Annotated in this window: 21 protein-coding genes; 12 read left to right on the top strand and 9 right to left on the bottom strand. The window is 53.0% G+C overall.

Annotated elements, in window-relative coordinates; translation table 11 throughout:
• Nucleotides 1-3: 3 nt before the first annotated feature.
• Nucleotides 4-1,155 (bottom strand): AraC family transcriptional regulator, encoded by a 1,152-nt coding sequence (locus tag Pla22_RS00865; RefSeq protein WP_165440457.1) that lies wholly within the window; start codon nucleotides 1,153-1,155, stop codon nucleotides 4-6.
• Nucleotides 1,156-1,282: 127 nt separating this feature from the next.
• Here Pla22_RS00865 and Pla22_RS00860 point away from each other — a divergent pair, with 127 nt between their 5' ends.
• From Pla22_RS00860 to Pla22_RS00850, 3 genes are all read left to right on the top strand, one after another.
• Nucleotides 1,283-2,623, top strand: a complete 1,341-nt coding sequence (locus Pla22_RS00860; protein WP_146512900.1) for a Gfo/Idh/MocA family protein — start codon at nucleotides 1,283-1,285, stop codon at nucleotides 2,621-2,623.
• A gap of 69 nt (nucleotides 2,624-2,692) precedes the next feature.
• Nucleotides 2,693-3,265 carry a DJ-1/PfpI family protein gene (locus Pla22_RS00855; RefSeq protein WP_146512899.1) on the top strand — a complete coding sequence of 191 codons (573 nt, stop codon included), beginning with the start codon at nucleotides 2,693-2,695 and terminating at the stop codon, nucleotides 3,263-3,265.
• A gap of 54 nt (nucleotides 3,266-3,319) precedes the next feature.
• On the top strand, nucleotides 3,320-4,240 hold the full coding sequence (locus Pla22_RS00850) for an apurinic/apyrimidinic endonuclease family protein (RefSeq protein ID WP_207310281.1): 921 nt from the start codon (nucleotides 3,320-3,322) through the stop codon (nucleotides 4,238-4,240).
• Between the two features lie 58 nt (nucleotides 4,241-4,298).
• On the opposite strand, the gene Pla22_RS00845 is transcribed toward Pla22_RS00850, so the two are convergent.
• Complete coding sequence (locus Pla22_RS00845) at nucleotides 4,299-7,244, bottom strand: hypothetical protein (protein WP_242631720.1); 2,946 nt, start codon at nucleotides 7,242-7,244, stop codon at nucleotides 4,299-4,301.
• A 232-nt stretch (nucleotides 7,245-7,476) separates the two neighbouring features.
• Here Pla22_RS00845 and Pla22_RS00840 point away from each other — a divergent pair, with 232 nt between their 5' ends.
• The 7 genes from Pla22_RS00840 to Pla22_RS00810 all read left to right on the top strand — a co-directional run bounded on the left by Pla22_RS00840 (nucleotide 7,477) and on the right by Pla22_RS00810 (nucleotide 15,889).
• Nucleotides 7,477-8,409 carry a sugar phosphate isomerase/epimerase family protein gene (locus tag Pla22_RS00840; protein ID WP_146512898.1) on the top strand — a complete coding sequence of 311 codons (933 nt, stop codon included), beginning with the start codon at nucleotides 7,477-7,479 and terminating at the stop codon, nucleotides 8,407-8,409.
• 186 nt (nucleotides 8,410-8,595) lie between these two features.
• On the top strand, nucleotides 8,596-9,450 hold the full coding sequence (locus Pla22_RS00835; RefSeq protein ID WP_207310280.1) for a sugar phosphate isomerase/epimerase family protein: 855 nt from the start codon (nucleotides 8,596-8,598) through the stop codon (nucleotides 9,448-9,450).
• A gap of 36 nt (nucleotides 9,451-9,486) precedes the next feature.
• Complete coding sequence (locus tag Pla22_RS00830) at nucleotides 9,487-10,827, top strand: Gfo/Idh/MocA family protein (protein WP_146512896.1); 1,341 nt, start codon at nucleotides 9,487-9,489, stop codon at nucleotides 10,825-10,827.
• 171 nt (nucleotides 10,828-10,998) lie between these two features.
• Nucleotides 10,999-12,039 (top strand): sugar-binding protein, encoded by a 1,041-nt coding sequence (locus tag Pla22_RS00825; protein WP_146512895.1) that lies wholly within the window; start codon nucleotides 10,999-11,001, stop codon nucleotides 12,037-12,039.
• Nucleotides 12,003-13,577: a sugar ABC transporter ATP-binding protein gene (locus Pla22_RS00820; RefSeq protein ID WP_242631719.1), complete on the top strand. Its 1,575-nt coding sequence runs from the start codon at nucleotides 12,003-12,005 to the stop codon at nucleotides 13,575-13,577. Before Pla22_RS00825 ends, Pla22_RS00820 begins: the two co-directional genes overlap by 37 nt.
• Before the next feature lie 18 nt (nucleotides 13,578-13,595).
• Entirely contained in the window at nucleotides 13,596-14,564 is a 969-nt protein-coding gene (locus tag Pla22_RS00815; protein WP_146512894.1) for an ABC transporter permease, read from the top strand.
• Nucleotides 14,565-14,647: 83 nt separating this feature from the next.
• Nucleotides 14,648-15,889, top strand: a complete 1,242-nt coding sequence (locus Pla22_RS00810) for a DEAD/DEAH box helicase (RefSeq protein WP_146512893.1) — start codon at nucleotides 14,648-14,650, stop codon at nucleotides 15,887-15,889.
• A gap of 183 nt (nucleotides 15,890-16,072) precedes the next feature.
• Here the strand turns inward: Pla22_RS00810 and Pla22_RS00805 are convergent, their stop codons facing one another.
• From Pla22_RS00805 to Pla22_RS00775, 7 genes are all read right to left on the bottom strand, one after another.
• Nucleotides 16,073-17,275, bottom strand: a complete 1,203-nt coding sequence (locus tag Pla22_RS00805; protein WP_242631718.1) for a hypothetical protein — start codon at nucleotides 17,273-17,275, stop codon at nucleotides 16,073-16,075.
• A 12-nt stretch (nucleotides 17,276-17,287) separates the two neighbouring features.
• Complete coding sequence (locus tag Pla22_RS00800) at nucleotides 17,288-17,800, bottom strand: hypothetical protein (protein WP_146512892.1); 513 nt, start codon at nucleotides 17,798-17,800, stop codon at nucleotides 17,288-17,290.
• Entirely contained in the window at nucleotides 17,778-18,047 is a 270-nt protein-coding gene (locus tag Pla22_RS00795) for a WXG100 family type VII secretion target (protein ID WP_146512891.1), read from the bottom strand. Before Pla22_RS00795 ends, Pla22_RS00800 begins: the two co-directional genes overlap by 23 nt.
• Nucleotides 18,048-18,067: 20 nt before the next feature.
• Entirely contained in the window at nucleotides 18,068-18,973 is a 906-nt protein-coding gene (locus tag Pla22_RS00790; RefSeq protein WP_242631717.1) for a tetratricopeptide repeat protein, read from the bottom strand.
• A gap of 121 nt (nucleotides 18,974-19,094) precedes the next feature.
• Entirely contained in the window at nucleotides 19,095-20,237 is a 1,143-nt protein-coding gene (locus tag Pla22_RS00785) for an iron-containing alcohol dehydrogenase (protein ID WP_146515151.1), read from the bottom strand.
• A gap of 134 nt (nucleotides 20,238-20,371) precedes the next feature.
• Nucleotides 20,372-21,100 (bottom strand): apolipoprotein acyltransferase, encoded by a 729-nt coding sequence (locus Pla22_RS00780; RefSeq protein ID WP_242631715.1) that lies wholly within the window; start codon nucleotides 21,098-21,100, stop codon nucleotides 20,372-20,374.
• 139 nt (nucleotides 21,101-21,239) lie between these two features.
• A complete protein-coding gene (locus Pla22_RS00775; protein WP_146512890.1) occupies nucleotides 21,240-23,072 on the bottom strand; it encodes a TolC family protein in 1,833 nt (610 codons plus the stop codon).
• A gap of 421 nt (nucleotides 23,073-23,493) precedes the next feature.
• Between Pla22_RS00775 and Pla22_RS00770 the strand changes: the two genes are divergently transcribed.
• Nucleotides 23,494-25,353, top strand: a complete 1,860-nt coding sequence (locus Pla22_RS00770; RefSeq protein WP_146512889.1) for an efflux RND transporter periplasmic adaptor subunit — start codon at nucleotides 23,494-23,496, stop codon at nucleotides 25,351-25,353.
• Nucleotides 25,354-25,364: 11 nt separating this feature from the next.
• Complete coding sequence (locus Pla22_RS00765) at nucleotides 25,365-26,477, top strand: HlyD family secretion protein (RefSeq protein ID WP_165440456.1); 1,113 nt, start codon at nucleotides 25,365-25,367, stop codon at nucleotides 26,475-26,477.
• Nucleotide 26,478 lies beyond the last annotated feature (1 nt).

The raw sequence follows: 26,478 nt of genomic DNA, 5'->3' as shown, positions 1-26,478 counted from the left end.
CAGTTAAAGCGTGTTCCGCGACTGGCGGCGATATTCACCCGGTGTCATACCTGTGGACTGGCGAAACACCTGCAGCAAATATTGAGCTGTGCTGAATCCTGTACGTACGGCGATTGGGGCGAGCCCCAAATCGGTATCTCGCAGCAAACTTTGGGCTTTTTCGATTCGTACGCGAATAATCTCTTCGTTGGGGGACCTTCCCAGCAGTCTTCGGCAGCCTCGTTCGAAGGAACTTCGCGAGATAGGAACCACTTCGAGGACTCCTTTGACCGTCAAGCCCTCGCAGGCACGCTGTCGAATTAAACGAATGGCATTTGCCAAATGCTCATCATCGATCGCGACAATGTCTGATGATTGACGAGTCTCAATGCAAATTGGCGGGAAAAGTTTGGGACGGCGAGGCGGCTTCTTTCCACGCATCATCGCGTCGAGGATTCTGGCGGATTCGTAGCCGATTTGTTCACCCGCAAATCGAACGCTGCTCATCGGAGGCGTGCTCATCGTTGCGATCGTTTCATCGTTTTCGACTCCAACGATCGCAACATCCTCTGGCACACGAATCGATGATCTTGAGCAGGCGTCAAGTAACCAGCAACCCAATTGGTCGGTGCAGGCCATGATCGCTGTTGGACGTGGCAACTTTCGCAACCAATGAATCAGTCGCTTTTGTTGTGCTTCCCATTGTTCAGGTTTCTCGGAACTGCCCGGTTGGTAAAGCACCGAACATTTCAACCCGCGGGCTTTCAGGTATTCGACAAAGCCATCGCGTCTTTCTACGAAGAATGGTTCTGTATCTAAGGCGAAGACGCCGAAGTGGCGAAATCCCCGTTCGAGAAAATGATCGGCAACCATTTGCGCGACCACCGTGTTGTTGATCCCAACAAAAGGAAACTTCGAACCCCGCCGGGTCGAACGCAGTTCAACCGTAGGTACTCCTGCACGATGAACCGCCGTCGCGATTGCAGCACTGCCGGACCGAGTGAGGATCCCATCACCGTCCCAGTTCTTAAGCCACACCGGAGGCTTGGATTCGAGGTCACGGACTTCGACAAACAGCGACCAAGGGCCATGTTCTTGAGCATAGCATTTCACACCCTGCAGCAGGTCGCGGCCATAGGTTCGCGACGTCTCAATTAGAAGGGCAACACGTCGCATGGGCAGAATCCGAACAGGGAACGAGTGACAATATACTGTAATTGAATTACGCAAATACGGAATGTGGTTCGCGGCGTCTCTCGTTAGAATCGACCCGTGTCAGTTCAACAACCACTCGGAGGATCCCATGCCAAAATCATCGCTCTCTCGAAGAGGATTCATTGGCACTTCGACACAATTAGGTGCCGCGGTGTTGGGAGGTTCGTTGTTTGGGCCTTCATTGCAAGATGGTTCGGCACGCACGTACGCGTCTGATCAATTGGCGAAGCCTCGTCACAAGGTAGAACGGATTGGCGTCGGGGCAATTGGATTGCGTTACCAGGGAAGCGTGATTGCGAATAAGGCCCAGTTGTATGGCGACATTGTCGCTGTCTGCGATGTGGATCGGCATGTGCGCGATCAAGCGAAGGCTGCGTTTGGCAGCACTCCGCATAGCAGTGAAGACTATCGTGATCTGCTCGCAAGAAAGGATGTCGATGTTGTTACGATCGGCAGTCCCGATCACTGGCACACGAAGATGGTCATCGATGCATGTCGAGCTGGCAAAGATGTTTACTGCGAAAAGCCACTGACACTGACGATCGACGAAGGCAAGCTGCTGACCGCGGTGGTCAAAGAAACCGGGCGTGTGGTTCAGGTTGGATCCTGGCAGCGTAGCGATGATCGGTTTCGCTTGGCCGTTGAAATGGTGCGAGCGGGCCGCATCGGAAACTTGAAGAAGGTCGAAGTTGTGCTGGGGAAAAATGCAACTAGCGGTTCATTTACACCTCGTACTCCTCCTTCCCACTTAAATTGGGACTTATGGCAAGGTCAGACACCGGACGTGCCCTACATCGAAGAACGCTCGCACTACACGTTCCGGTGGTGGTATGAGTATTCGGGCGGCCAGATGACCGACTGGGGAGCGCACCACATCGATATCGCGCAATGGGCGATTGATTCCTATCCGGTAGAGATCCATTCCAATGCAACGATGCCATCGGTCAACAATGGATACAACGTCGCGGTTGATTTTGACGTCAAGTATAAGTACGCCAATGGGGTAACGATGACCGTCAGCGACACTGGTGACAACGGCATTCTGTTCACGGGTGACGTGGGGCGAATGTTCGTCAATCGCGGTAAGATCACGGGTGCGCCCGTGGAAGCTTTGGGGGCAAATCCACTGAACCGCGAGGACTGGCAAGTGTATCAGCACGATAATCTTGAGCGTCCACCGCGGGCAGGGAAACTCGATGCGATCGTCAATCACATGGGCAATTTTTTTGATTGCGTTGCGAGTCGACAGACTCCCATTTCAGATGTCCAAAGCCAACATCGTAGCGTTAGCACTTGTCACTTGGGAAACATTTCAATGCATTTGAATCGGTCATTGAATTGGAACCCAGTCGATGAAACTTTTGACGGCGACGATGAAGCGAACGCCTTGCTAAGTCGCGAGCAGCGTAAGGGCTATGAAATCGCGTAAGACGAATTCTCGCCCGCACTGCAGGTGACAGTGCCCACCCTTATTCTCCTTTTCGATAGATCCAATCCAATGCAGCCACAAGTCTTAATCATCGTTGGTGATGCCAGCGAAACTCTCGATACCATGTACCCGTTTTACCGATTGATCGAATCGGGTTACCAGCCCGTGGTCGCTGCACCGGAAAAGCGGCGTTACCAAATGGTTCTTCATGAGGTGAAGCCGGGTTGGACAATCACTAAAGAATGGGAGGGCTACACCATCGAGGCCGACATCGCGTTTGCTGATATTGATCCGGAAGACTATCTGGGCATTTTCTTTTCAGGTGGTCGGGCTCCGGAGTACATTCGCGACGATCCGGACTTGATTCGCATCACAAAGTACTTCTTTGACAAGAACGCTCCGATCGCGAGCGTGTGCCATGGCGTCGAGATCCCGGCCCGAGCTGATCGTGTTCGTGGCCGAAAAATGGCAACGGTCGCAAAGTGCCAATTTGACCTGGAGGTATGCGGCGGAACTTATGTGAATGAACCCTGTGTGATCGACGGCAATTTAGTTTCCGGGCGAACGTTCCACGACAATGGCCATTTCGTCGGTCCTTGGATCAAACTGCTTGATGAAGCAAGGCAATGCTCCAAGGAGTAGACTGATTGCCTACCCTTCCATAGCTTCTTTACTCTGATTTGTCACGCACAGTCCATGAAACGTCGTCCATTGATCGCCTTGACGTTTGGGTTGCTCGGTTGCTTCGCGTTCGCGATTGCACCGAGTCGGCTCGCCGCAGAAGACACGCCATCGGTTTTTCAGCGCGACAACATCGTTGCTTGGTGCATTGTGCCCTTCGATTCAGAAAAGCGTGGACCCGCTCAGCGAGCGGATATGGTCCAGAAGCTAGGGATCACAAAGGTCGCCTACGATTGGCGAGAAGAGCATGTGCCACAATTCGAGCAAGAAATACTCGAGTACCAAAAACGCGGCATCGAGTTTTTCGCGTTTTGGAATGTGCATGAGGACGCGTTGAGACTCTTTGCAAAGTACGACTTGCATCCACAACTTTGGGTGATGCTGAAAGAGTCAGTTGGCGGCCAAGACGAGAAAGTGAAGCAGGCGGCCGAAGCTTTGCTACCTGTGATCGCCGACGCGGCCAAGATTGGCTGCAAAGTCGGGATCTACAACCATGGCGGCTGGGGTGGCGAGCCCGAAAATATGATTGCCGTATGCGAGTACCTTCGCGAAAATCACGCCGCGAATAACGTGGGTATTGTTTACAACCAGCATCATGGCCACAGCCACGTCGAACGATTTGCCCAGTCGATTGCGGCGATGGAACCCTACCTGCTCTGCTTGAACCTTAACGGCATGATGCCAGATGGCGACCAGCGTGGCATGAAAATTCAGACGCTTGGTCATGGTGATTTGGATTTGTCGCTGTTGAAAATCATCGCCAAATCAGGCTATCAGGGACCGATCGGAATCATTGGTCATACTCAAGACGATGTGGAACTCCGCTTGCGAGACAATCTAGACGGTCTCGAATGGCTTGCATCGCAGCTCAACGGTGAACCAGCCGCTGCAAAGCCTGAAGTTCGAGTTCCACTAGATCCAAACGTAACTCGATAACTTCATCAGCGACTCGCTGCTTAGTCAAAGCAAAGCCGTTTGGTCTATGACAACACGGCTACCGATAAGTGAACTGCACCGATGCCGACACATCTGAGTCACTAATCGCGCGTACCCAGCATGCGGAAAAGCCGAGTGGGAACTCATGGGTCGCCGTTACGTTTGCGGGAATGCTGAAGTCTTTGTACTTCACCCACAAACCGCTTCCATCGACGTCAATTTCAAAAGTGATCGTAACGGGGGTCGTTGAACGATGCGCTAGTTCAACGGACTTGTGTTCATAGCCGGTCATCAGGTAAGGGTCCGAAGGGATGCCAGCTTTGGCTTCGGAGTTCATCCACGGTCCGCCCCTGCCAACGGGTTTGCCAAACTTCCAGAGGTCGTCGACTCCGCCGAACCAAAGTCCGATCCCGAGTTGCTCGTCGCGAAAGACGTGGCCGTCGTTGGCTGCTTCCTGCCGGATGCCACTGAGCACAAGTAAACCGTTCCAACTGCAAAAATCGGTAATCCTTTTGCTGTGGCTGGACACCGGACGGATCTGATTCCATGCCGGTGGTGATCCGTTGCTTATAAGGGGCAGTTCGTAGAACGTACCGTGGATGTTAGCTAGATGACGTTCCGATTCGACTTCTCTTACCGCTCGCGGCCAACCCGAAGCAAAGGGTTGGTCATACGCGGAGTTACCCTTGGGAAGGCGGTATCGTTTGTTTTGTGACACAACGACAACGGAGGATTCGTCAACGGTGAACTCCGGTTCGACTCGTAGGTGCTTTTCTAGCTTTTGGTCGTAGGAATCAGACTCGAACTCAAAGTTGTGTTTTAAGAATTCGTAGGATCGGCTGTCGGACGCAATCACTCGCAAGTTGCGATTACGTTTGGCAGGATAAACGAGTGCGTGGATGGCACGAGTATCGTCAACGTTGGCAAGCCCGTCGAAGATTTGACCGCTGGATTGCGTCAATAGATTTGAAGTGGCGGCATTGGGATAAGATGATGTTTGGTGCAGGAAAACCGTTGCCATGCAATCACGGCTAGTTTGAAACCGCATCCAAACTGCGTCCAGTTCACGGGGGAGGATGACCGACGTGAATCCTTCGGCGGGAAGCGTCACCGAGCGAAAGTTGCGAAATTGCCCATCTCCATCGGCGTCGATTTGCATGGTGAACGTGACCGGCTGACCGCTGTCGAGATTAGCTTTTTTGTTAGGGGTGTTAAGAGTTGCACCATCGAGCGGATGAATTTTTAGATTCGATCCACTTGCTTTGATAAATGCCGTGTGAGGCATTCCGTAGGAGCCTGGAGTGTGCTGCGTATCGTTACGAGGGATCTGGACTACACCAGCGTCGAAGTCTCGCCGATACACTTGATCGTGAAAGTTCTCTCCCCATCGTACGTTCAAATCCGTTGGTTGCCATTGATCATCAAGGGTTGGGCTGCCGCGACGATCCACTGCCAAAAAGACTGTCACAGGCTGGTTCACTTCAAAGGCGTATTCCTGGCTTGGTTTGTGCCAATCACCTCGCCTCACCGTCACTCGCGGCAACGTCGCTAGTTTGTTCGAGATCGCCACAATTTCTTGTTGATCAGACGCCCGTGTTCCAAAGCCTTGACTGGTTCTGTGTTTACCGACGGCGAAGTGCACAATGCGTCGTTCAAAGCCATTCACCAAGAACGGGTCGGATGGCGTATTCGCTTTTACGTTGTCTTCAACCCACGGACCGCCATACGCATTTGCTGGTCCCCATGTTTTTAGGTCGTCGTAGGTTCCGAACCACGGTGCGCTTTGCGGTTGACCGGCCAGTGCGTTTCCTTGAATACTCGTTTCATCGGTGGCTAACACGAGCTGGCCGTTCCAGTTGCAAAAGTCGGGAATGTATCTCAGGTGGCTACCGATCGGTTTGATGCCTGCTGAATTCTTTGCCGAAAAAGTTGCGGGAAAGTCGTAGAACATACCGTGCATGTCCATCATCCAACGCCCTTCGGTGATTTCCCGAATGCGAGGCCATTCGGTATACCAACCATGACTTGCGTCGTTGCAATAAGCGGCTTTGGGAAGCAAGAACGTGTGCCAAACTCCGTCGTCGAGGACTTTCAACCGCACACTGCGTCGATCCCAACCCATCGTCCAAATGGGATCATCGCCATCACTTCCGCCAAGGATTCCCCGAGGGCCGGTAACCTCAGTGAACTGTCGTCTTTCGATGATCTTCCAATGGGCGCCGTCGAATTCCGCAAGCACGCCACGCTCCTCTTCGTGCTTTGCTTCGCCCCCAACCAAAAGTTGCTTGTAGTCACCCGCATGTAGCTCTCCGTTGTTGGATACAACAAGCCGACCCTGCGATGTATATCCACCTTTGCTGTGCCAACCGGGAACCGGCTTGGCAAAAAGCCGTTTCACCTCGAGCGTATGAACATTCGCTTCCCAGATCGAACCTTCCATGTCGATGTAGTAAACCATGTTGGTGGGATCGGTCAGGTGACGTGCAATCGCGGTGACTCGGATGGGCATCTTCGCGGGCGAAATGGTGCGAATGGATCCGTCCGAGTCGATTAAGTAGTGAGCGATTAAGAGCTGGTTGGATTCGTCGTGAATCATTCGGCCCGCTGGAGTTCCGCCGACACTCTCGGGATGAACCGTCATCGGCTTTGATAGGTCAGGATCAATCGAAAATAACTTGTGCTCGCTTCCCTTGGGCATATGAGGCGCGTAATTAACCATCCAGAGTTTGCCAGCCCAAGGCACGATGGCGCCGATGCCACATTCGTCGTGCCCAGCTTTGTAGTGAGCACCGTTTTGACTGTAGACGCCGTAAGTGGTTAGATGGGGATAAACGCCGCTGATCAGAATGTCCGTCCGGGGCATCGGCGGAGCTGAGGCCGGAATTTCGTTGCCGTTAACAGTGCCGACGTCAGCGGTACGTTCATGAGGCTCGACGCCATGAATTTGCGAGCTATTGAAGATTGCCAATAGCGCGATAGCGCTGAGGATTCGAAAAAGATTCATGGTTGTAATGCAATTTTTGTCAGCGGGTACGAAGCGTGTTAGTGTAACCGTCGACGTGTCACGGTTCTCGATTGGGACCGTTTTCAGGTGGGGGCGATTGACATTTGTTGACATTGCAAAGCCCCGACACTGTTGGGACGTGCGTGCGAGATTGGCACTTTGGCATCGAGCTTTGAACTACACTTGGTGAATCTAATCATACGTTTTCCAGTTCACGAATCTGAAATCTATCATGCCTCGTTTGTCTGTTTCCCGACGTGCTTTTAGTGCATTAGCAACGGCGGCAAGTGTAAACGCTTTGATGCCCGAAAGCGGCTTCGCGGCCGATGACTCTAAGCCGTTTGGGCTGAAGTACTTGGTCGGTTCTTGCATGTACGGTTACCAAGACGTCGCGAAGATTTTGCCCGAAGTTCGGAAGACGGGAGCGAATGCAATCGACATTTGGCCCAAAGTGCACGGCAACCAACGCGAACAGATGGATGACTTAGGGGAAGAGAAATTCGCTGCCCTGTTGCAGGACAACAATGTTCAGTTGGGCTGTATCACGCAGTACAAGCTGGGCCCGTTTGGGTTGCAAGATGAAATGCGAATGGCGTCGCGCTTTGGCTGTCAAACGATCGTTACCGGCGGAAGCGGTCCGGTTGGATTGACGGGTAGCGAGTTGAAATCTGCAGTGGCGATGTTCGTTGAACAATTGAAACCGCACCTAGCGATCGCTGAAGAGACGGGGGTGACGATTGCGATCGAGAATCATGGCAACAACCTGATTGATTCCCCCGATTCGTTGAAATGGTTGTCGGAACTGAGGCCGTCGAAACATTTGGGCATTGCATTAGCTCCTTACCACTTGCCGCAAGACGCAAAGCTACTCGCCGAATTGATTAAATCACTGGGCGATTCACTGGAGGTCTTTTACGCATGGCAACACGGGCTGGGCTGCACCCAGAAGTTGCCCAAAGAGCAAGAGCTTTTGCAGATGCCCGGTCGTGGCGATCTTGATTTCGATCCGATACTCCACTCGCTCAAAGATATTCGTTTCTCGGGATGGACTGAGATCTTTATGCATCCCGTACCGAGAGGTGTGCCCATTCTCGAAGCCACTGCGGACGTGACTTCCGAAATCAACCGAAGTCGCGCCTATTTGGAATCATTGTTGGCCGAGTAGTTTCTACGTTTGGAAGCATGTTGTTGGCGAAAGGTCTGACGGGGCGTTCGGACTGTTCCCGTGAGTTCGCCGCTGATGGTGTGTGAAATGTCGACCCTTCGATTACACTGCCCCGGTGCAAACGATTAAACTCTCGGTCAGTTTAGCTCACGAGTTTTTGTCCTCTGTCAATCATTTGGAATGCCAGTGAATCGATCTATAAGAAGCCGTCTACTTTTATCGCTGCTGAGTTGGTTGATGGTGACGTCGGTGTTTGCCGACGAGCCGTTGTTCCCGCAAGCACCGGGCGTGGTCTCGTACACGTATCGCAATGAATTTCCGAAAGATTTTGCAGGTACGCTCGATAAGATCGTTTCCTTAGGCATCACGGACATTGAGTTCTCGAATCTATTCGGCAAGACCGCGGCTGAAATTCGCGTAATGCTAGATGAACGAGGTATGCAGTGCTCGTCATTTGGTGTGAGCTACGTGGACTTACAGACCAAGACGAATGAAGTCGCTGCGAACGCTACCACTTTGGGCGCGTCGTTTGTCCGAGTTGCTTGGATCCCAAACCGTCAACCGTTCACGCTCGAGCTAGCCGAACAAACCACTCGAGAGTTCAACGAGATTGGGCGACGACTTAAGAATGAATTTGGCCTGACGTTCTGTTACCACAATCACGGTTACGAGTTCGCCAAACACGGCGACGGTACTCTGTTCGACGTATTGATGGCCCAAACCAATCCCAATGATGTGTTTGTGGAACTGGACATCCTGTGGGTTCAATTTCCGGGTGCGGATCCCGTGGAGATTCTTCAGAAGTACGGTTCTCGCATCAAGCTGATGCACCTGAAAGACCTTAAGAAAGGCGTCGTGGGAGATTTGTCAGGCAAGACCGCCGTCGAAAATGACGTCGCGCTCGGCGATGGTCAGATTGATATTCCCGCTGTCTTGGCTGCGGCAAAGAAGGCGGGAGTGGAGCATTACTACATCGAAGATGAAAGTCCCAGCATCGACGTTCAGGTTCCTAAATCGATTGCCTATTTAAAGTCGCTTTAAAGTTAAGTTCGTTTTGCCTTTGTCGTTGAGAATGAGATGAATACACGTCGCCAGTTTCTTCAGTCTTCAGCCGTGATCGCGGCACCGATGCTCGTTAACGCGAAAGCGTTTTCCGATGATTCGCCGAGTAATCGGATCAACGTTGCCTTCATTGGTACCGGCAATCAAGGCATGGGAATGCTTCGACGATTCCTGAATGCTGAACTTGGCAACGTGCTTGCTGTTTGCGATGTCAACGAAGGGAGTTACGGCTACAAGGAACCAGATCACTTCTATGGAGCAACGCCTGCAAAGCAACTCGTGGAAGCGAACAACGCAAAGCGATCCAAAAGCGGGGCTGCGGCTCAATGCCACGCTTATTCTGACTTTCGTGAAGTACTGCAGCGAGATGACATTGATGCGGTTGTGATCGTGGTCCCGGACCATTGGCACCGAGTGATCACTGTCATGGCTTTGGAGGCTGGCAAAGACGTTTACTGTGAAAAGCCCCTGACGTTTTCGGTCGCCGACGGGCGCGTCATGATCGATGCGGTAAGGAAGAACGATCGCATCCTTCAAACGGGCAGCCATGAGCGTAGCAATCCGATCAGCCAGTTCGTTTGTGAAGCGGCGAAGGCTGGCAAGATCGGAAAACTAACCAAGATCATTACCAAGGTTGGGTACAACAACAAAGTCGGGCCGGGACCCGGTTGGATGCCGATGCCGGTTCCCAAGAATTTGGACTACCGCACGTGGTTGGGTCCTGCACCTCAGCAACCTTATCATGAAGATCGGTGTCTCTATCGATTCCGATTCAACTATGACTATTCCGGGGGCCAGATCACCAATTTCGGAGCTCACTGCAACGACATGGCGCACTGGGGGATGGGACTCGATACCGGTGGGCCAACCGAGGTTGAGTGCCTGGATGCGAAGTTCCTACCCGAAGGCAGTCTGTTCAACACAGCGACGGAAACTCGCTTCCGCTGTAAGTATGCCAATGGAGTAGAGCTCCTGTGCGAAAGTGGCGAAGAACAAGTTCAAACGCGGTTTGAAGGAACCGATGGATGGCTGCAAACTGGGTATCGAGGCACCACGGCGTCGGATCCAAATTTGCTGGAAGGTTTGCCAGAGAAAACCAAGGGAGTGAACGATCCCCATTCTTCCCATCTGGCAAACTTCATCGACTGCGTTAAGTCTCGCAGCGAGCCTCGCGCACCAGTCGAAGTCGGTCATGCCTCCGCTGTGCTCTGCCACATCGCCAACGCGATGATTCGACTGTTTCCGCAAACAGGTCCGGGTCGCGTCGCGAAGTGGGACGCAGCGTCTGAACAGTTCGTGGGAGACGATCTGGCCAATCGCATGCTTGTGCGTGAGCAACGCGATCCATTCGCATGAAATGTTATTGACACGACGACACCCGTGAAAGGTTGCGATGGTAGTCACGGCAACCTAAAATTGGCGATTCGCAATGTTCTTTGAATCGCCCTGTCTTTTGCATCGCCCCGTCTTTTGAATTTACGTTCAGTGAATTCCTTCTCAACGACGATCGTCCCGATCGAATTCTTTATGAAACGATTTCTAAGTTGCTTACTTGTCGCGTCGCTTGCGGTCGGTTGTTCAGGTCGCTCGTCGTCGACATCTAGTTCTGGAAACCCATCTGAAACTAGCGGTGAACGGCCTTCGGTTGCTTATGTGACCAATTGCGTTGCGTCGTTTTGGGTGATTGCCAAAGCAGGCGTCGAAAAAGGGGGACAGGAATTCGATTCAGACGTCGAAGTCCTAATGCCCACCGAAGGGATTACCGACCAAACTCGCATGATCGAAGACTTGATCACAAAGGGGGTTGATGGAATTGCGATTACGGCGATTGACCCAGACAACCAAATCGACTTGCTCAATAAAGCCGCTCAGCACACTCACTTGATCACGCACGACAGTGACGCACCTGGATCTGATCGCGAATGTTACATCGGGATGGACAATTATTTGGCGGGACGTTTGTGTGGTGAACTTGTCAAAGAAGCGATGCCAGAAGGTGGAAAGGTTGCGCTGTTTATCGGTCGCATGGACCAAGACAATGCCCGTCGTCGCCGACAAGGTGTGATCGATGCAATGCTCGATCGTAGCGAGGATGCTTCTCGAATGGATCCACCAGATGCTGCAATCGTTGAAGGCAAATGGAACATCGTTGGCACGTACACTGATAAGACCAATTTCAGTGCCGCCAAAGCTAATGTTGAGGACGTGATGTCGCGGCACCCTGATATCCAAGGGATGGTTGGTTTGTTCGCGTACAATCCACCGCTGATTTTGGAAGCGTTAACGCAGGCTGACAAGCTCGGGAAGATTCAAGTCATCGCGTTTGATGAAGCCGATGAAACACTCGCCGGAATCCAGGCCGGGCACGTTTTTGGGACAGTGGTCCAGAACCCCTTTGAGTACGGAAGACAATCCGTTCGCGTTCTAGCGGGGCTTGCTCGTGGGCAATCGCTTGAAGAGCTAGGAATTCCCAATTCCAAATTCTTGAACATTCCCGCCGAGCAAATTCGCAAAGAGAATGTCGATCAGTATTGGGCGGACCTCAAGAAGACGCTCGGGCAAGAATAGCGATCGCGAACTTGAATACCGACCAGCCCGCCCGCCTTGAAGTCCGTCATCTGTCCAAGCGATTTGCTGGAGTGACGGCGCTTGACGATGTATCGCTCGCGTTTCGCGGTGGCGAAGTGCACGCTGTGATCGGCGAGAATGGTGCGGGCAAAAGCACACTGATGAAGATCATGGCCGGAGTACAACCGCCCGATCAAGGCGAGATTCTGTACGATGGAAAACCGGTAGAATTGGGAAGTGTGCAAGATGCGCTTTCCACCGGAGTTGCACTGATTCATCAAGAATTGAATCTTGCTGACAACTTGGACGTGGGCGCGAATATCTTTCTTGGACGGGAGCCTCGCAAATTCGGGTTGATTGATTTCGCTGAGATTACCAAACGCTCACGAGAGTTCTTGAACATGGTCGGTCTTGATGTCGATCCTGCGACGAAGGTCGGCGATCTGACCATTGGGCTGCAGCAGCTTGTCGAAATCGCCAAAGCGTTATCCACTCGCGCTCGTGTGCTGATCATGGATGAGCCAACGAGTAGTTTGTCGCAGCACGAAACCGACGCGTTGTTTGAAGTGGTCGAAAAGCTTCGGCGTGATAATGTGACGGTGATTTATATTTCTCACCGACTCAACGAAGTTTCAAGACTGGCTGACCGAGTCAGCTTTCTGCGTGATGGTCGTTTTGTCGGTTCGCTCGACAAGCATGAGATCAACCACGATGCGATGGTTCAAGGCATGGTGGGACGTGACATTTCGCAGTTCTACGCTCGCCGTGACCATGAAGTAGGTGACACGGTGTTAGAAGTCCGTGGGCTAAGAACCACTCGGTCACCGGAACATGAAGTCAACTTTGACGTTCGAGCTGGTGAAATGGTCGGTGTTGCGGGATTGGTGGGGGCCGGACGGTCCGAGATGCTTGCTGCGATTTTCGGAGTGGAACCAGCGATTTCGGGTAGCATTCGTATCGCCGGTAAAGACTTGGTGCTCGGGTCCTGCCGCGCAGCGATCAATGCGGGACTAGCTATGGTTCCCGAAGATCGAAAGCAGCAGGGCTTGATCTTAGCTTGGGGAACCCGGCAAAACGTTTCGCTGCCCGGGCTCGAAGCGAACAAGCGAGCGGGCATCGGAATCAATCTTTCGCAAGAACGAGAAACGTCTCGCCGCATGACTGCTGAAATGCGAATCAAAGCATCCGACGACTTTCAGCCCGTTGAAGACATGTCGGGTGGTAATCAGCAGAAGGTTGTGATTGGCAAATGGCTGGCCATGCAACCGAAGGTGCTTTTACTCGACGAACCGACCCGCGGCGTCGACATCGGTGCGAAGCAGGAAATCTATCGCTTGATGGAAGAGCTCGCAGAAAAAGGTGTTGCGATCCTATTTGTGTCAAGCGAACTTGAAGAGGTGCTTAGCATGTCCGACCGGGTGTTGGTCATGCATGAAGGCCAGTTGTCGGGCGAGCTGTCTCGCGATGAAGCCAGTGAAGAGTCGGTCATGCGTTTGGCGACGGGCATGAATCACACGTTGGCCGTTAACGAAGACTAAGAAAAAGTTCACGCACTTATGAAAAAAATCCTTGGCATTTTTGGCTTGCTCGTTTTCGTTTGCCTCATCACAGCCATGATGAGCGATCGGTTTCTTACGGAATACAACATCGAAAACCTAATCCGACGAAGTGCCTTGTTTGGCATTCTATCGATTGGAGCGGCGTTCGTGATCATCACCGGTGGCATTGATTTGTCCATCGGATCGATGGTGTGCCTCGTGGGATGTTTAACGCCATGGTTTTTGGTGGACTATGAATTGCCCGTCCCGGTCGTGCTGTTGCTGGTCACGCTGATTTCACTATCACTAGGGTTGTTCCATGGATTATTGATCACAAAGCTGCGGCTACAGCCTTTCATCGTGACGCTATGCGGGTTGCTGATTTACCGCGGTGCGACTCGTGGCATCGTTCAGGACCAGACTCAAGGGTTTCAGGGCGGGTACAAGTCCTTGCGGTGGCTTTCGCAGGGGAAGCTGGACCTGCCCGGAACCGACTTTGGAATCCCGATCCCGTGTTTGATTTTGGCTGGACTGGTTGTGCTAGCGGTAATCTTTCTGAACTACACGATTTATGGTCGCTACATGCTGGCGATCGGACAAAACGAAAAGGCAGCTCGTTACAGTGGCATCGCGACCGACCGTATCACGATCTTGGCCTATGTCATTTGCGGTTTGATGAGCGGTTTAGGCGGACTCCTCTGGGTGCTCGATATCGGCAGTGCCCAGCCAGTCGACTTTGGCAGTTTTTTCGAACTTTATGCGATTGCTGGCGCCGTGCTCGGCGGATGTAGCCTCCGAGGCGGGGAGGGAACAATGATCGGCGTTGTGATTGGGGCGGGGGTCATGCAGGTGCTCAAGAACACGATCACGCTGGTGGATTGGTTGCCGACGACCGTCGAATATGCGGTCATTGGACTCGTGATTTTGGGCGGCGTGACCATCGACGAATTGGTCAAACGCTATGCAGCCCGCCGAAAATCGACCTGATTCGCGGTTCCAGAACGGAAAGTCGCGATGTGAAGATACGACGCGAGCTTACCTCCGGGCCTCGATCACGTTAGACTTTCGCTATGAATAAGGAACAACAAACGCAAGAAGCGTCGTTTGACGACCTCGATCTTTCGCCCGTGATGCGTCGGGCCCTTAAGAAAGCAGGCTTTGAAAAGCCGTCGCCGATTCAGCACGCGCTCATTCCCTTGGCGCTTGATGGTCTTGATGTCATCGGCCAAGCTCGCACGGGTACCGGAAAAACCGCCGCCTTTTCCATTCCGATCTTGGAACAGCTCGATTCCTTAGAAGATTGTCGTGATCCGCAGGCGATCATCGTCGTGCCGACCCGCGAACTGGCCGATCAGGTCGGTGCTGAAGCCGCTAGGCTGGCGTATGGTGAGCCCACGGAAATTGCTGTTCTGGCCGGCGGTAAGAATATTACCCGTCAGCTTCGGCAACTGGAAAACGGCGTGCAAATTGTCGTCGGTACGCCAGGTCGCTTGCATGACCACCTGCAACGTAAATCACTTCGAACCAATAAGGTTTGGTGCGTGGTGCTCGATGAAGCTGATCGCATGCTTGATATCGGATTCCGCCCGCAAATTGAACGCATTCTGCGAAATTGCCCACGAGATCGACAAACGTTGCTGCTCTCGGCGACGCTACCCACCACGGTCCGCAGACTCGCTGAATCCTACATGGTCGAACCAGAGGTGATTGATTGCAGCAAGAATGAAATGGCTGTCGAGACCATCGAGCAGCACTATTTCACGGTCGATCAGAATAAGAAATCCGATCTGCTCGAAAAGTTATTGCACCGAGAAAAACCTTCTCAAGCGATCGTCTTTTGTCGGACCAAGCGCGGTACCGATCGACTATGTCGACAACTGAGTCACCAATTCGATGAATGCGGTAGCATGCACGGCGATATGCAGCAACGTGAGCGAGATCGAGTGCTGCAGCGGTTGCGTGATGGGAAGCTAAAGATACTGGTGGCAACCGATGTCGTCGGTCGTGGAATCGACATCAGCACGATCTCGCACATTATCAACTACGACGTCCCGCAAGATTGCGACGACTATGTCCACCGTGTCGGCCGTACGGGCCGAATGGGACGCGATGGTATCGCATTTACCTTTATCGTTCCTGGCGAAGGTGAATTCTTGACCAGCATCGAGCAGCGCATCAACAAGCAGCTTAAGCGTGACCAGATTGACGGATTTGAAGCAGCCCCTGTTCCCGTTGCTGTCGTGAAGGAAAAGGAAAAGCAGGTCCCCACCAAGCTCAATCCGATGCACCGAAAAGTAAAACGCCGCCGCTAGGTCGATACCGGCGGGTTCGGGAAACGATGTTGGAGGGTTAGCAAAACCCGTTTCGATAATTTTGCTTCGCAGCTATGTCCCTGCCTCATCATGCAAAGTGCACTGCTCGCAATTTTAAGCCGCAGGTTCGAAGCTGGTTTGAAATGTGGGACGAGGAGAAGCCTTTGACTGTGTCCTCTACGCTTACGCTTTAGCTTTCGCGTGCAACACTGCTGCGTAACCAAGCACATCGTCCTTGCTTTGGCAGTAGTTCAGGATCGGATCAAACGCGGACACATCGGTAGCCCGTCCTGCAATTTCCAAAAGCATAGGCACGATACGCTGAGCCGGAATATCAGCGGGCACAAGCGAAATTGCAACCTCGATGGCTTCGCGTTGACGCCCCACTCGATCAAGAAGGTCCACATAGGTTTCAATGCACGTCGTGCCGTGTTCGGCGACGTCCATGGTTCTCGCTTTGCGTTCAAACAGTTTCAGCCCTGCCTCGACGTTGTTTCCTAGCAAGACATCGTAGTATGCAGCGTAAGTTGGATAAAAATCCTTGAACGGCTCTTCGCCGGGATACTGGAATCGGTGATCTAGTTTCCGTCCGTAGACTGCTAATTCGCGAGCCTTTTCCCATTGCTCGGGAGTCTCTAAAACAGACGCAATCCGAACGGTTGCGGCTAGGTGAGTGGTATCAAGGTGGTACCCACTATCTTGCAGCAACCAGGGTCTTGATTGAACGATTTCAGCAAGCGATTCAGTAGTGCCGTCAGCTTTCAATGCTTTCGGGTTTTCTTGATCACGATTTTCCACGTCTGCCAATACAAGCGTTAACAACTCGCTGTAAAAGTGATCAAGCAGGCGTGCTGCCGCGGCGCTACGATCACTCTTGCTGCGGCTGACAAGTTGCTGCTCGAAAAGAGTGATGCTATTGCATGTGCCTTGATTTTCAAGAATCGCCTGAAATCCTCGTCCGACATCCACGCCTTCGTGCAGCAGCACCTGTAGCATTTCGTCGTAGTTCTCTTCGTTGATCTCAACCTTGTTGATCAGATCGCGAGCGAGTTGCAGGTCGGCTACCGGACGCAAATACATCCAACCTTCGCCGACATGACCATCTTCAATCAGCATCGCACCGGCCGCCCGGCAAGCATCAAGCAGTCCAGCTTCGAGTTGTCGTTCAATGGCATCTGAATTAGGCGAATCATGCTCGGTGACAATCAGCGGAAGACCAAGACGATGCCGAACACGCATCTTCATTGCCTCGAACATTTCCATCGCTCGCCGACTCTGGCGAAAATGCTCAATCGCCTGGTCAAGCATTTCATCAGGCTGGTCGCGATGGTCGTCGAGCGAAGCGAAGATTTCGGAAGGGGAAGAATCAGTTGAGGTATTCGTCATCAAAATATGGCTCTAAGTATCGGACTTGTCAGCGTAGAGTTTGAGCTGCTCGATCAATTGACGCAATTCCGCTGCGGCACTAGGAAGCAACACTTCGCAATGTTCTGCCACATCCGCAATGGGACCAAGCAGGTCGTCGCATTGCTGTTTGACCTCCAATGACCACTTTTTCGCGGCCCGTTTCTTCGCTTCGCAGAGTCTGAGGCGAGCTTCGGCTAATTTGACTCGTTTGACCGCTTCCGTAGCTGCCGGTCGGTCTTCGGCCCGAGGTGCAGACCGTTTTACAACAAGATCATCCTTGGCTTGCGTCAATTCGCGTTCGGCAAGTTGCGTTTGTCGACGCCAATAAGCGGGGCGATCACTGGAAAAGTATTCTTCCGCCCGGTGAACCATCATGCGAACTTCTTGGATCGCTTGTTCCCAATCGCTCGATAGACGAATCAGTCCAGCCTGGAAGGCTTCAAGGGATTCGATATTGCGGACATTGCTGCTGCTCACTGAGCTATCGCCCCAAGTAAGCGTCAATCTGCTCGGCTTTGCGAAGCAGATAAGGGACATGCTCTTCGGTCGTTTTAATCAATCGAGCAAGTTGCCGCATTTGCCCAGTGAACTCTTCGCTGAACTTACGTTGTTGCTCGTCCCGCCAAGTTTGCTCGAGTTGATTCATCTGAGTCGCTAGGCCCGTCGACTGCTGCTTCAATTCATCGGCGAAACGATGCAAATGGGCAGCGAATTGGCGCAGTTGTTCGGGGTCGACGATAGCTTGATTCATTGCGAATCGATCCTCAGAGGCTAGCTGTTAACGGGAGTCAATTTGGCAAGTTCTTCTTCGGCGATGATAAGTTGCTGACGATATCGTTTGGCCGTCAGCGTGATCCCCAAACGTTCAGCCGTTTCGCAAAGTAGTTTGAGTGCCAAGACTCGAGTGCGAACCGGCGCGATGACACTGCGCCGCAACGCGCAAGCTCGTAGTTTCACCATGGCGTCGAGTTCTTTCTTCATCGCAAGCAAGCACTTGCCTTGGATGAGATATGCCGCCGGTGAATGTTCGTCGTCTTGCAAAACCGATTCGAGTTCTTCGATTGAGTTCTCGTACATTCCAGCATCGTGCAAAGCCTCACCTAGCGCAAGCCGCAGGTGAACATGGCTCGGTTCACGACGGAGTCGTGCTCGACAAACTTCGATTCGTTGGCGAGCCCAGTCTTGCTGACACCGCTTAAGTTCGCGATCCGTCTCTGCCGTATCCAAACGACTCGCTAGATCGCTTACCTCACGAAGTTGCTGTAGCGAACGAGCCAGGATTGCTTCTTCAAGTTCCCAGACTAGTGATGCATCGTCGGGGAAAATCTGAATAGCTTGCTGAAGAACTCGTTTGGCTTCAATCGGCTTGTGTTCGGCACGATAGATTCTCGCCAATTCCAGGAATGACGACAAATCCGTGGGGTTGCTTTTGAGGTGATGTTCCAGTTCTTGCCGCCGGTGCAGTGCCACCTTGCGATCGGGTTCAGCCGGAGTTTTCTTCTGTTCGGGTTCGGCTTCGGGATCGACATGCTTTCGTTTCAAGTCGGAAACGCGAACCGTTTGCCAGTGTCCAGGCTTGCCAGCATGAGTCTCGGTTTTTCGGTCCCCATTGAACGACTCTTTAGGGTCGAGCTTGTCGACGGAGACTTTCGTTTCGGGGGGATCGATTGCGGACATGGTTGACCAAAGAGACCTGGTTGCCAGAAAGCGAACCGTGCTTCCTTATTGTGAACCAGTTGGCTGCCGACCGCAAACGCCTCAGCGTTTTTTTTGGCGTTGGCTAGAAATTTGTTGTCCGCTAGAGAACCGAGCGATAGAGTTCCGTAACTCGCTCTGATGTTAGCGAAACCGGGTTGAAAGTCCCCGTCCACTGTTGAAGAGCATCCTGAGCCATCGCTTCAATCGAAGATTCCTGGATATCTAACTGCGTCAGGGTCGTCGCCAAGCCAGCTAGTTCTAGCCAACGAGTCACCTGAGTTGCGAGGTATTCGGTCGCATCGGTTCGAGCGATACTCGGCGCGATCTCTTGCACAATTTCAGCATACCAATCCGCGTGCTCGCTCGCGTTCATCCGAATCACCGGTGGCAACATCATGCCAACCGCTTGTCCATGGGTGATGTTGTAACGGGCCGTTAACGGATTAGCCGTTGCGTGAGCGGCGCCGAGCATCGAGGTCTCGATCGCCATGCCAGCTAAACAAGCACCCAGTTGCATTTGGCCTCGAGCTTGCAGGTCTTTGGGATTCGATAGAACCTTGGGAAAGCCCTCTGCCAACATTCCAATCGCACGTTTGCTGAACGTGACGGACATCAGGTTTCGCCGCCGCGTAACAAAGGTTTCAAGAGCATGTGAAATGGCATCGATGCCAGTTAAGGCCGTCACTCGAGCAGGCTGAGTCATGGTGAGCACGGGGTCCAGGATGGCGACCTTGCATGCGGCACGGGCGTCTCCACAGGGCATCTTCACATGAGTCTTGGCGTCGCTGATCAACGCAAACGATTGAGCTTCACTGCCTGTGCCGGAAGTGGTGGGAATTGCGATCATCGGCAACAAGTCGCTGGTGGCTTTACCAACGCCGTGATAGTCATGAATCGTTCCGCCGCAGGAATAAACGAAGTTGATGCCCTTGCAACAATCCATACTCGACCCGCCACCGAGCCCGACCAACAAGTCTGGTTTGACGTCTGCCGCCTTGCGAACGCCTGCGTCAACCATGTCGGACGTAGGGTTCTCGGCAAAGTCATGAAACGATTCGACTCTCAATCCTGCATCGCGAAGGGAACCTACCGCCGCGGCATCGTGCCCGGCTTCCATGATTCCTCGATCACTGACGACCAACACGCAAGACGGACGGTAGGACGCTGCTAATTCACCGAGTCGAGAGATGGAGCCTTCACCGAAGATGATCCGTGTTCGCGGTTGAAAATCGAAAGGTTGCATCGGCAAGCGTTGGATCGTGGAGTAGAAAAGTGCAGTCACCAGAACATCGAAGAAGGCACCTTACCGGGCCGCGATCACAAAAGGAACACGGTATCGTTGGGATACCCGTCTCGGCGTCTGGTCCGCCAATGCATTCAGCGTCTCGGAAGGTACAAGTCCATCTGTTTCTCTTGGAAAATGCGGTACTTTACTCCATGCCGCCAAAGCTCGAAGTATGGCAGGAACGGATCCTCGACTGCCGATACTGACCTATAAATTGGCCACATCAAGTAGTCCCGCAGCATCGCATCGCAGGAAATGAAATAGTACGCCTGTCGCAAAGCGGCGGGTGCGGGACCAGCATCCATGCGTTCCAACAAGATCGAGACGTCTTGCTGCATCGTTGTCAAAAACAACGTTTTTTCTTCATCCAGCTTGGGATGCTTGGGCGGGATTCCTTCAAGGACGCGAACGCTCGGTATTGGATCGAGTACCGATGCTGTTTCCGCATCACCAACATTGTTTGCAAGCTCGGCGAGCTGCTCCATCCACTGAGTTGCCCAGGCCGACGCTTGCGCGACTGAAACTTCAGGAGGTTGCCTGACGACGAAGTAAGCGTCTCGGCCTCCCTGCGGCCGACGATCGTCGCCGGCTGCCGTGAACAATTGATCAAGTCGCTCTTCCAGTTGTATCCCGACTTCACGATCAAGGTGAGGCTCAAGGTCGCTAAAAATACCCTGCAGGCCTTTGCCGTCAGGGCGGAAGTTCTGGAACAATCCTATCAACGAATCAGCGTTGGCAGCATCATCCTCATCTGTCGAAGACGGATCTGCATTGAAGGGTGATTTCAGGTGAATTTGACGTATTAGTTCAGATGTACTCATGATGAAACAGCATATCGCCCCGGCAAGATCACCACAGCAGGCAGTGTTGCCCTGGTACCAGAAATCACTCAAAGCGGGCTATCGTGCTTCGTGTAGTCTACCGCGATGCTGGGGCAGTCACCGGAAAAACGCTGCCTATTCAGTCAGGCTGTTCAACCGTGAACTCTGCTTGGTCGACAATGGGCAATTCGGAATGATTCATTCCGCTCTCGTTGATTGAAACACTGCTGAACTCATCGACGACAAAAAGTTCTACCGTATCAAGAAGTGTGCCCTTTTCGAGTTGCACATTCTTCGCCGCAATCGTGTATTCAACCAACGACAAATAGTACCGACTTTGAGCCTCGCTCGTGCGACGCTGAGCGTCCAGCAGTTGTTCCAAATTCACTGGCAAGCCCGCTTCGCGGTTGGCTTCCAGTACGTTCAGTGCATCACTGGCGGCCAAGAATCGGTTCAGGTTCGTTTCCATCTGAACGTGCGCTCGGTCGCATTCGGCCACCACCGCGGCTAGGTCATGCAAGATCTGCCGCTCCTGCTCCATCAACAATGCCTTGGCTCGAGCGATTTCAAACTTCGCATGTCGGACGGCGGCGTGTGCTTGGCGAAAACCAATCGGCATCCGCAGTTCAAGATTGGCCTCGTATTCCTGGTATTCCAAGCTGCCGACTTCACTAAACGCACTGTCGTCGCCAGCCAAGCTTTGATCGAGGCCTCTGAGTCGGTAAATTGTCACCAGATCGAGCGAAGGCATCAAGTAATTCTTGGCGGCGAGCAACTCAAGCTCTTTTCGCTTCAATTCCAATCGCTGTTGGTGCAGTTCAGTTCGCATCTGAATGGCTTCGACCGAAATGGATTCCCAGTCAAAGATCAGCGGCGCATCGTGGGGTTCGTCAGCAGGCCGTAAAAGCATTGATTCGCTAATCGGTAGTCCGATCAACAATCTCAACCGTCGTTCAGCAGTCAACACGCCACCGACACCGGCAAATGTGCCACCGGTGGTCGAGTTGTTGACTTGGGTGCGTTGAACCAGTTTGCCGGCGACTGCATCTTGTACTTCGGACTCGAACCGAAAGTACTGCTCGCGGGCTAACGCTTCCGCAGCGCCCGTGCGTCGGTTGCTAGTCTTTTGAGCTTCGTAGCTTTGCCACGTCTGACGACTTCGATCAAGTGCATCGCGTTTGGAATCGAGGTCACGATAAGCGAAGTACAAGTCCCAATACGCATTGATGACGTTGCTGACGTAGTCTCGCGTTTGCTTGCGGAACTCGGCGGCTGTGATGTCGTTGTTGACCTTCGCGATCACGATCCCGTTGTAGACGCCCGGTTGAGCATCGGGACCTGCGATTCGATTAAACGACAACCCGCCGCCCTGCAGCAACGGTTGCCTAGCTTCGGCATGCAGTTGTGTCTGCCAAGCACTCGGGAATTCGTTTCCGGTCGCATTGTTAGCGTCGTAGTCGGTGACACTTCGAATTGCCAGTTGCGCGCCCGTGGCCGTACGTTTTGACAACTGGAACACATAGTCATGGGTGTCTTGTTTGAACGCATTCGCTCCGCCACCGAAAAAACGGTTGTTGAATTGTCGATCGTTGTTTTGCCATTTCCCGAGTGCATAAAACTGGGCATCAAATGCTGATAGCGCCGCTTCGACACTTGCCTGCGGATCTGTTTCCGCCAACGGACGAGTTTCGTTCGTTGCTAGATTCACTGGGGCTCTTAAGATCGTGCCCCCGAGATCGCGAAGTACCTGTGAATTCTGCATCGCAAGTTGAATTGCCTCGCTCAGTGACATTTCGCGGTAGGCGATGGTATCCAGGTCACTGGTTTTCAGCGTCAGTGGTGGTGCAGTGGTTTGCATGGGCTCGGCGGCGGGGGTGCCAGCATCCACATTGCACATCAAACTATCTAAGCAGGCGGTGTCATTCTTGATCGTGCTCTTGGTGTCTCGGTAGCTTCGGCATCCTATCGTCATGGTCGAACCAAGAACTACGATTCCTAGCGCACAGACCACCGCCAGCGTCCGCTCTGGGACACTTCTTTGCGATCGTGAGACATCGTGACGTTTTGACACGGGCTAAGAACGATTGGGAGGAAGCGAAGCAAAAGTGAAGTTTCACGGATGACGCCACGCATCGATGGCGTGAACCGGGCGCATTCGTGCACGTTCTCTTTTTTCGTACCGTCACCATGGCGCGGATCATTCGTTTCAATCAATTCGACCGGAATAACCGTAATAGTCCTCCCCAACTCGCCTATCCGCAGGAACATTCGGGCGTGAAACTGCATCCAACACACGCGTTTCGCCTCGTTGAAATGAGAGAATCAATGGGTTTCTAGGTAAACTAGAACGGAACCTCGCCCTGTTCCGTTCAATTCGTAAATCGCTCTCGGTCATGTCACAGTCCCGCATTCCCCCAACGGAACGTTCACTCGATGCCGAGCGAATTTGGCGAGAAGGCGAAGACTTGCTTGACCAGCTTGAACGAGGAAAGCTGAACGGGGACCAGCTTGACCAAACACGAGGATTCGACGAACTAGTTGTTCGCCTGCGGACGATTTGTGGGGCTCGGTTGACGACGATCGGACGAACTCACCGCGATTCCGAAGGCCGTTTTCAGATTGAGTCGCTTGGTCGCAGCGGAGTTTGCGTTGCCACTACCGATCCTGTTGACGCCAATTTCGAAATCGATCCGTCCTTGCACTGGATCGTCGAGCCAGAAGGCAAAGGCAAAGGCGAGATCTGTCGAACTACCCAGTCGCTTACCTCAAACGACTATGTTTTTATTGAACAGCGATTTGACGACTCGGTTGCATTGAACGTTCGCAAACCTGTGGCAGAACTTCAGCACGCACTTACCGGGCTCGCGATTCCGATACTGTTGCGAAGCGAACTCATTGCGGCACGAGACCGTGCATCCGAGTGCGAGCAGTTGTTTTCGGGAGGTTCCCCCACCGAAAGCTACCACGCCATCGCCGCAACGGTCGCACGGGTGAGCGGAGCCCCAAGAGCAACGTTGGTACTTCAATGCGGTAGTTCGCTGCGTGTAGTCGGGAGCTCTGCCGCTGCCAAAATTGATCAGGATGCCCGGACGATCCGCAGCATCAAACGTGTGGTAAGTAACGACGCGGACAAATCCGAATACATGAGTACCTTCGGGATTCTGGATTTGCGAGTTGTTGACTTGCAAGCCTGCGATGGTGGGTCTGATGGTGGGTCTTTCGCTTACGTTGTGTTGGAATGGTTCGCCGATTCGATCGAAAGCGATGAGCGTGCTGAGCCGGAGGTTGCGTTGTCGAAACTTGCTGTGGCCTTGCCTATGGTTTCGAGAGCCACAATGTTGGCGATGCGGCGAGAAGAGTCCACCGCCGGTTTGATCCAGCGGATGCGAACCAGCTTGAGTCCTGCTTTCCTTGCCGCTCTGCTGGCGACCTTCATCGTCGCTTGTGCAATTTTGTGCTGGTTGCCTGTTCCTTTTTCCATCGCTGTCAAAGGGAAAGTTGAACCCGTGGGTTTCGCATCGGTGTATGCACCGGATCAAGGACTCATCTCCGAAGTCTTCGTGGAAGATGGCGAGCGAGTTGTTGAAGGCACGCCGTTGATGCAATTGACGAGTCCCGCGTTGGAACTTGTCGATCAAGACACGCGGTCTCGATTGGCAGCCGCGCAAACTAAGCTGAGTTCGACGGTGGCGTCAAAACGCGATTCCCACTCTTTTGCGACCGCAGAAGCGGAAGTGCTGAAGGCCGAAATTAACGGTCTCAAGCAACAACTAAAGATCATCTCGAAGCAAAGAGATCGCCTGCTCTTGCGAAGTCCCATCGTGGGTGTCGTGGATCAATGGGACACGCGAAACTCGATGGTTGGCCGTCCCGTCACACACGGACATCATCTGATGGATCTTGTCAATGAAAACGACGGTTGGCGAGTGAAGTTGGAAGTTCCTGACCACGAGATCGGCTACCTGAGCGATTCATCGAAAGCAACCAATCGAACGCGAAGCTGCTCGTTCCGTGTGCTCTCGTCGCCAACGATTTCACACATCGGCAAATTAAGTGAGATCGCGTCCGCATCGAAGATAAACGAGCAAGGTGAATCCGTGGTCGAGGTGACGCTTGAAGTTGATGCCCAGTCCGCTGAATCTTTGCGTCCGGGTGCGGGTGTGATCGCGCGAGTCCCCTGCGATGAACGATCGGTTGCCTTTGTACTCTTTCGTGGCTTCGTCGAATGGTGGCGGACTTTGGTTTGGATTTAAGAATGAAAGTGATGTCGAACACAACCGTGAACATCGTGGCGGCCTTCGCCATGTCTTGGTTGTCGCACGCAGACACAGCGGCGATCGCCCAAGGTGATATTCAGCTTAAGTCCCTCTCGGTCGTTGCTATCGACACTGTTGATGTCCCGTCCATGCGAAGTGGGAAGATTGCTTCGCTCGATGTTAGGGAGGGCGATATCGTTCAAGCAGGCCAAGTGCTCGGCAAGCTTGACGATCGTGAAGCTATGATTGCGGTTGAACTCGCCAAGACAGAACTCGCTGTGGCCCAGGCAAGAACCATGGATCACTCGGGAATCGACTATGCGGAAGCGAAGCTAAAGGCCGATCGCCAACAATCTCGTCAGCAACAAATCTTGCGGCGAATTGCCGAGCAGCAGTCCGAGAACGAGACACGTATCCAGGCGGCGAGAAAAGCGGAAGCGGTAAGCAAGAACGAACTCGAACGAGCGATCCAATCCCGCAACTCCTATAGCGAGAGTGTTTCGCAATCGGAGATTGAAGGGCTAAGACTTGCATTTGAAAAGAGTCGACTCGAAACGAAGCAGGCAGAGTTCGAACAACGCGTCGCGGTTCTGCAAGCCCAGGCGGAAGTAGAGGCTGCCAAACGATTCGACGCAAATGTTGAACAATCGCAAACCGAAATCGCTGCGGCAAAGTCCGGGCAAGACATCCAGCGGTTGCAAAGCCTTGCTCGAAAACAGCAACTTGAACTGGCTCAAACTCGCCTTGATCAGCATCACTTCACAGCCCCATTCGCCGGGACGATCGTGGAACGCCACCAGCATTCCGGCGGTTGGGTGAATGCGGGTGATCCAGTGATGAAGCTCATTCGATTGGATCGTCTTCGGGTTGATGGCTACCTCGCTCTCGACGATCTTTCGTCGATTCAGTTGGGCGATGAGGTAGAGCTTGAAGTACAGGCGGGAACCCGGACGATTCAAAGAGTTGGCGAAGTGATATTTGTTGCCCCCACGGTGGACCCGGTCAACCAGGAAGTGCGAGTCTGGATCGAGTTTGACAATCAAGACTTTTCCGCTCGACCGGGAATGCAAGCCAATGTAGTTGGAACCCGTAAAGCGTCTGCGGCTAAAGGAACGCCGTGAA

This window comes from Rubripirellula amarantea (genome assembly GCF_007859865.1).
Classification (GTDB): Bacteria; Planctomycetota; Planctomycetia; order Pirellulales; family Pirellulaceae; genus Rubripirellula; species Rubripirellula amarantea.
The sequence above is the reverse complement of the archived record's forward strand: the minus strand, read 5'-3'. Positions and strand labels throughout refer to the sequence as shown.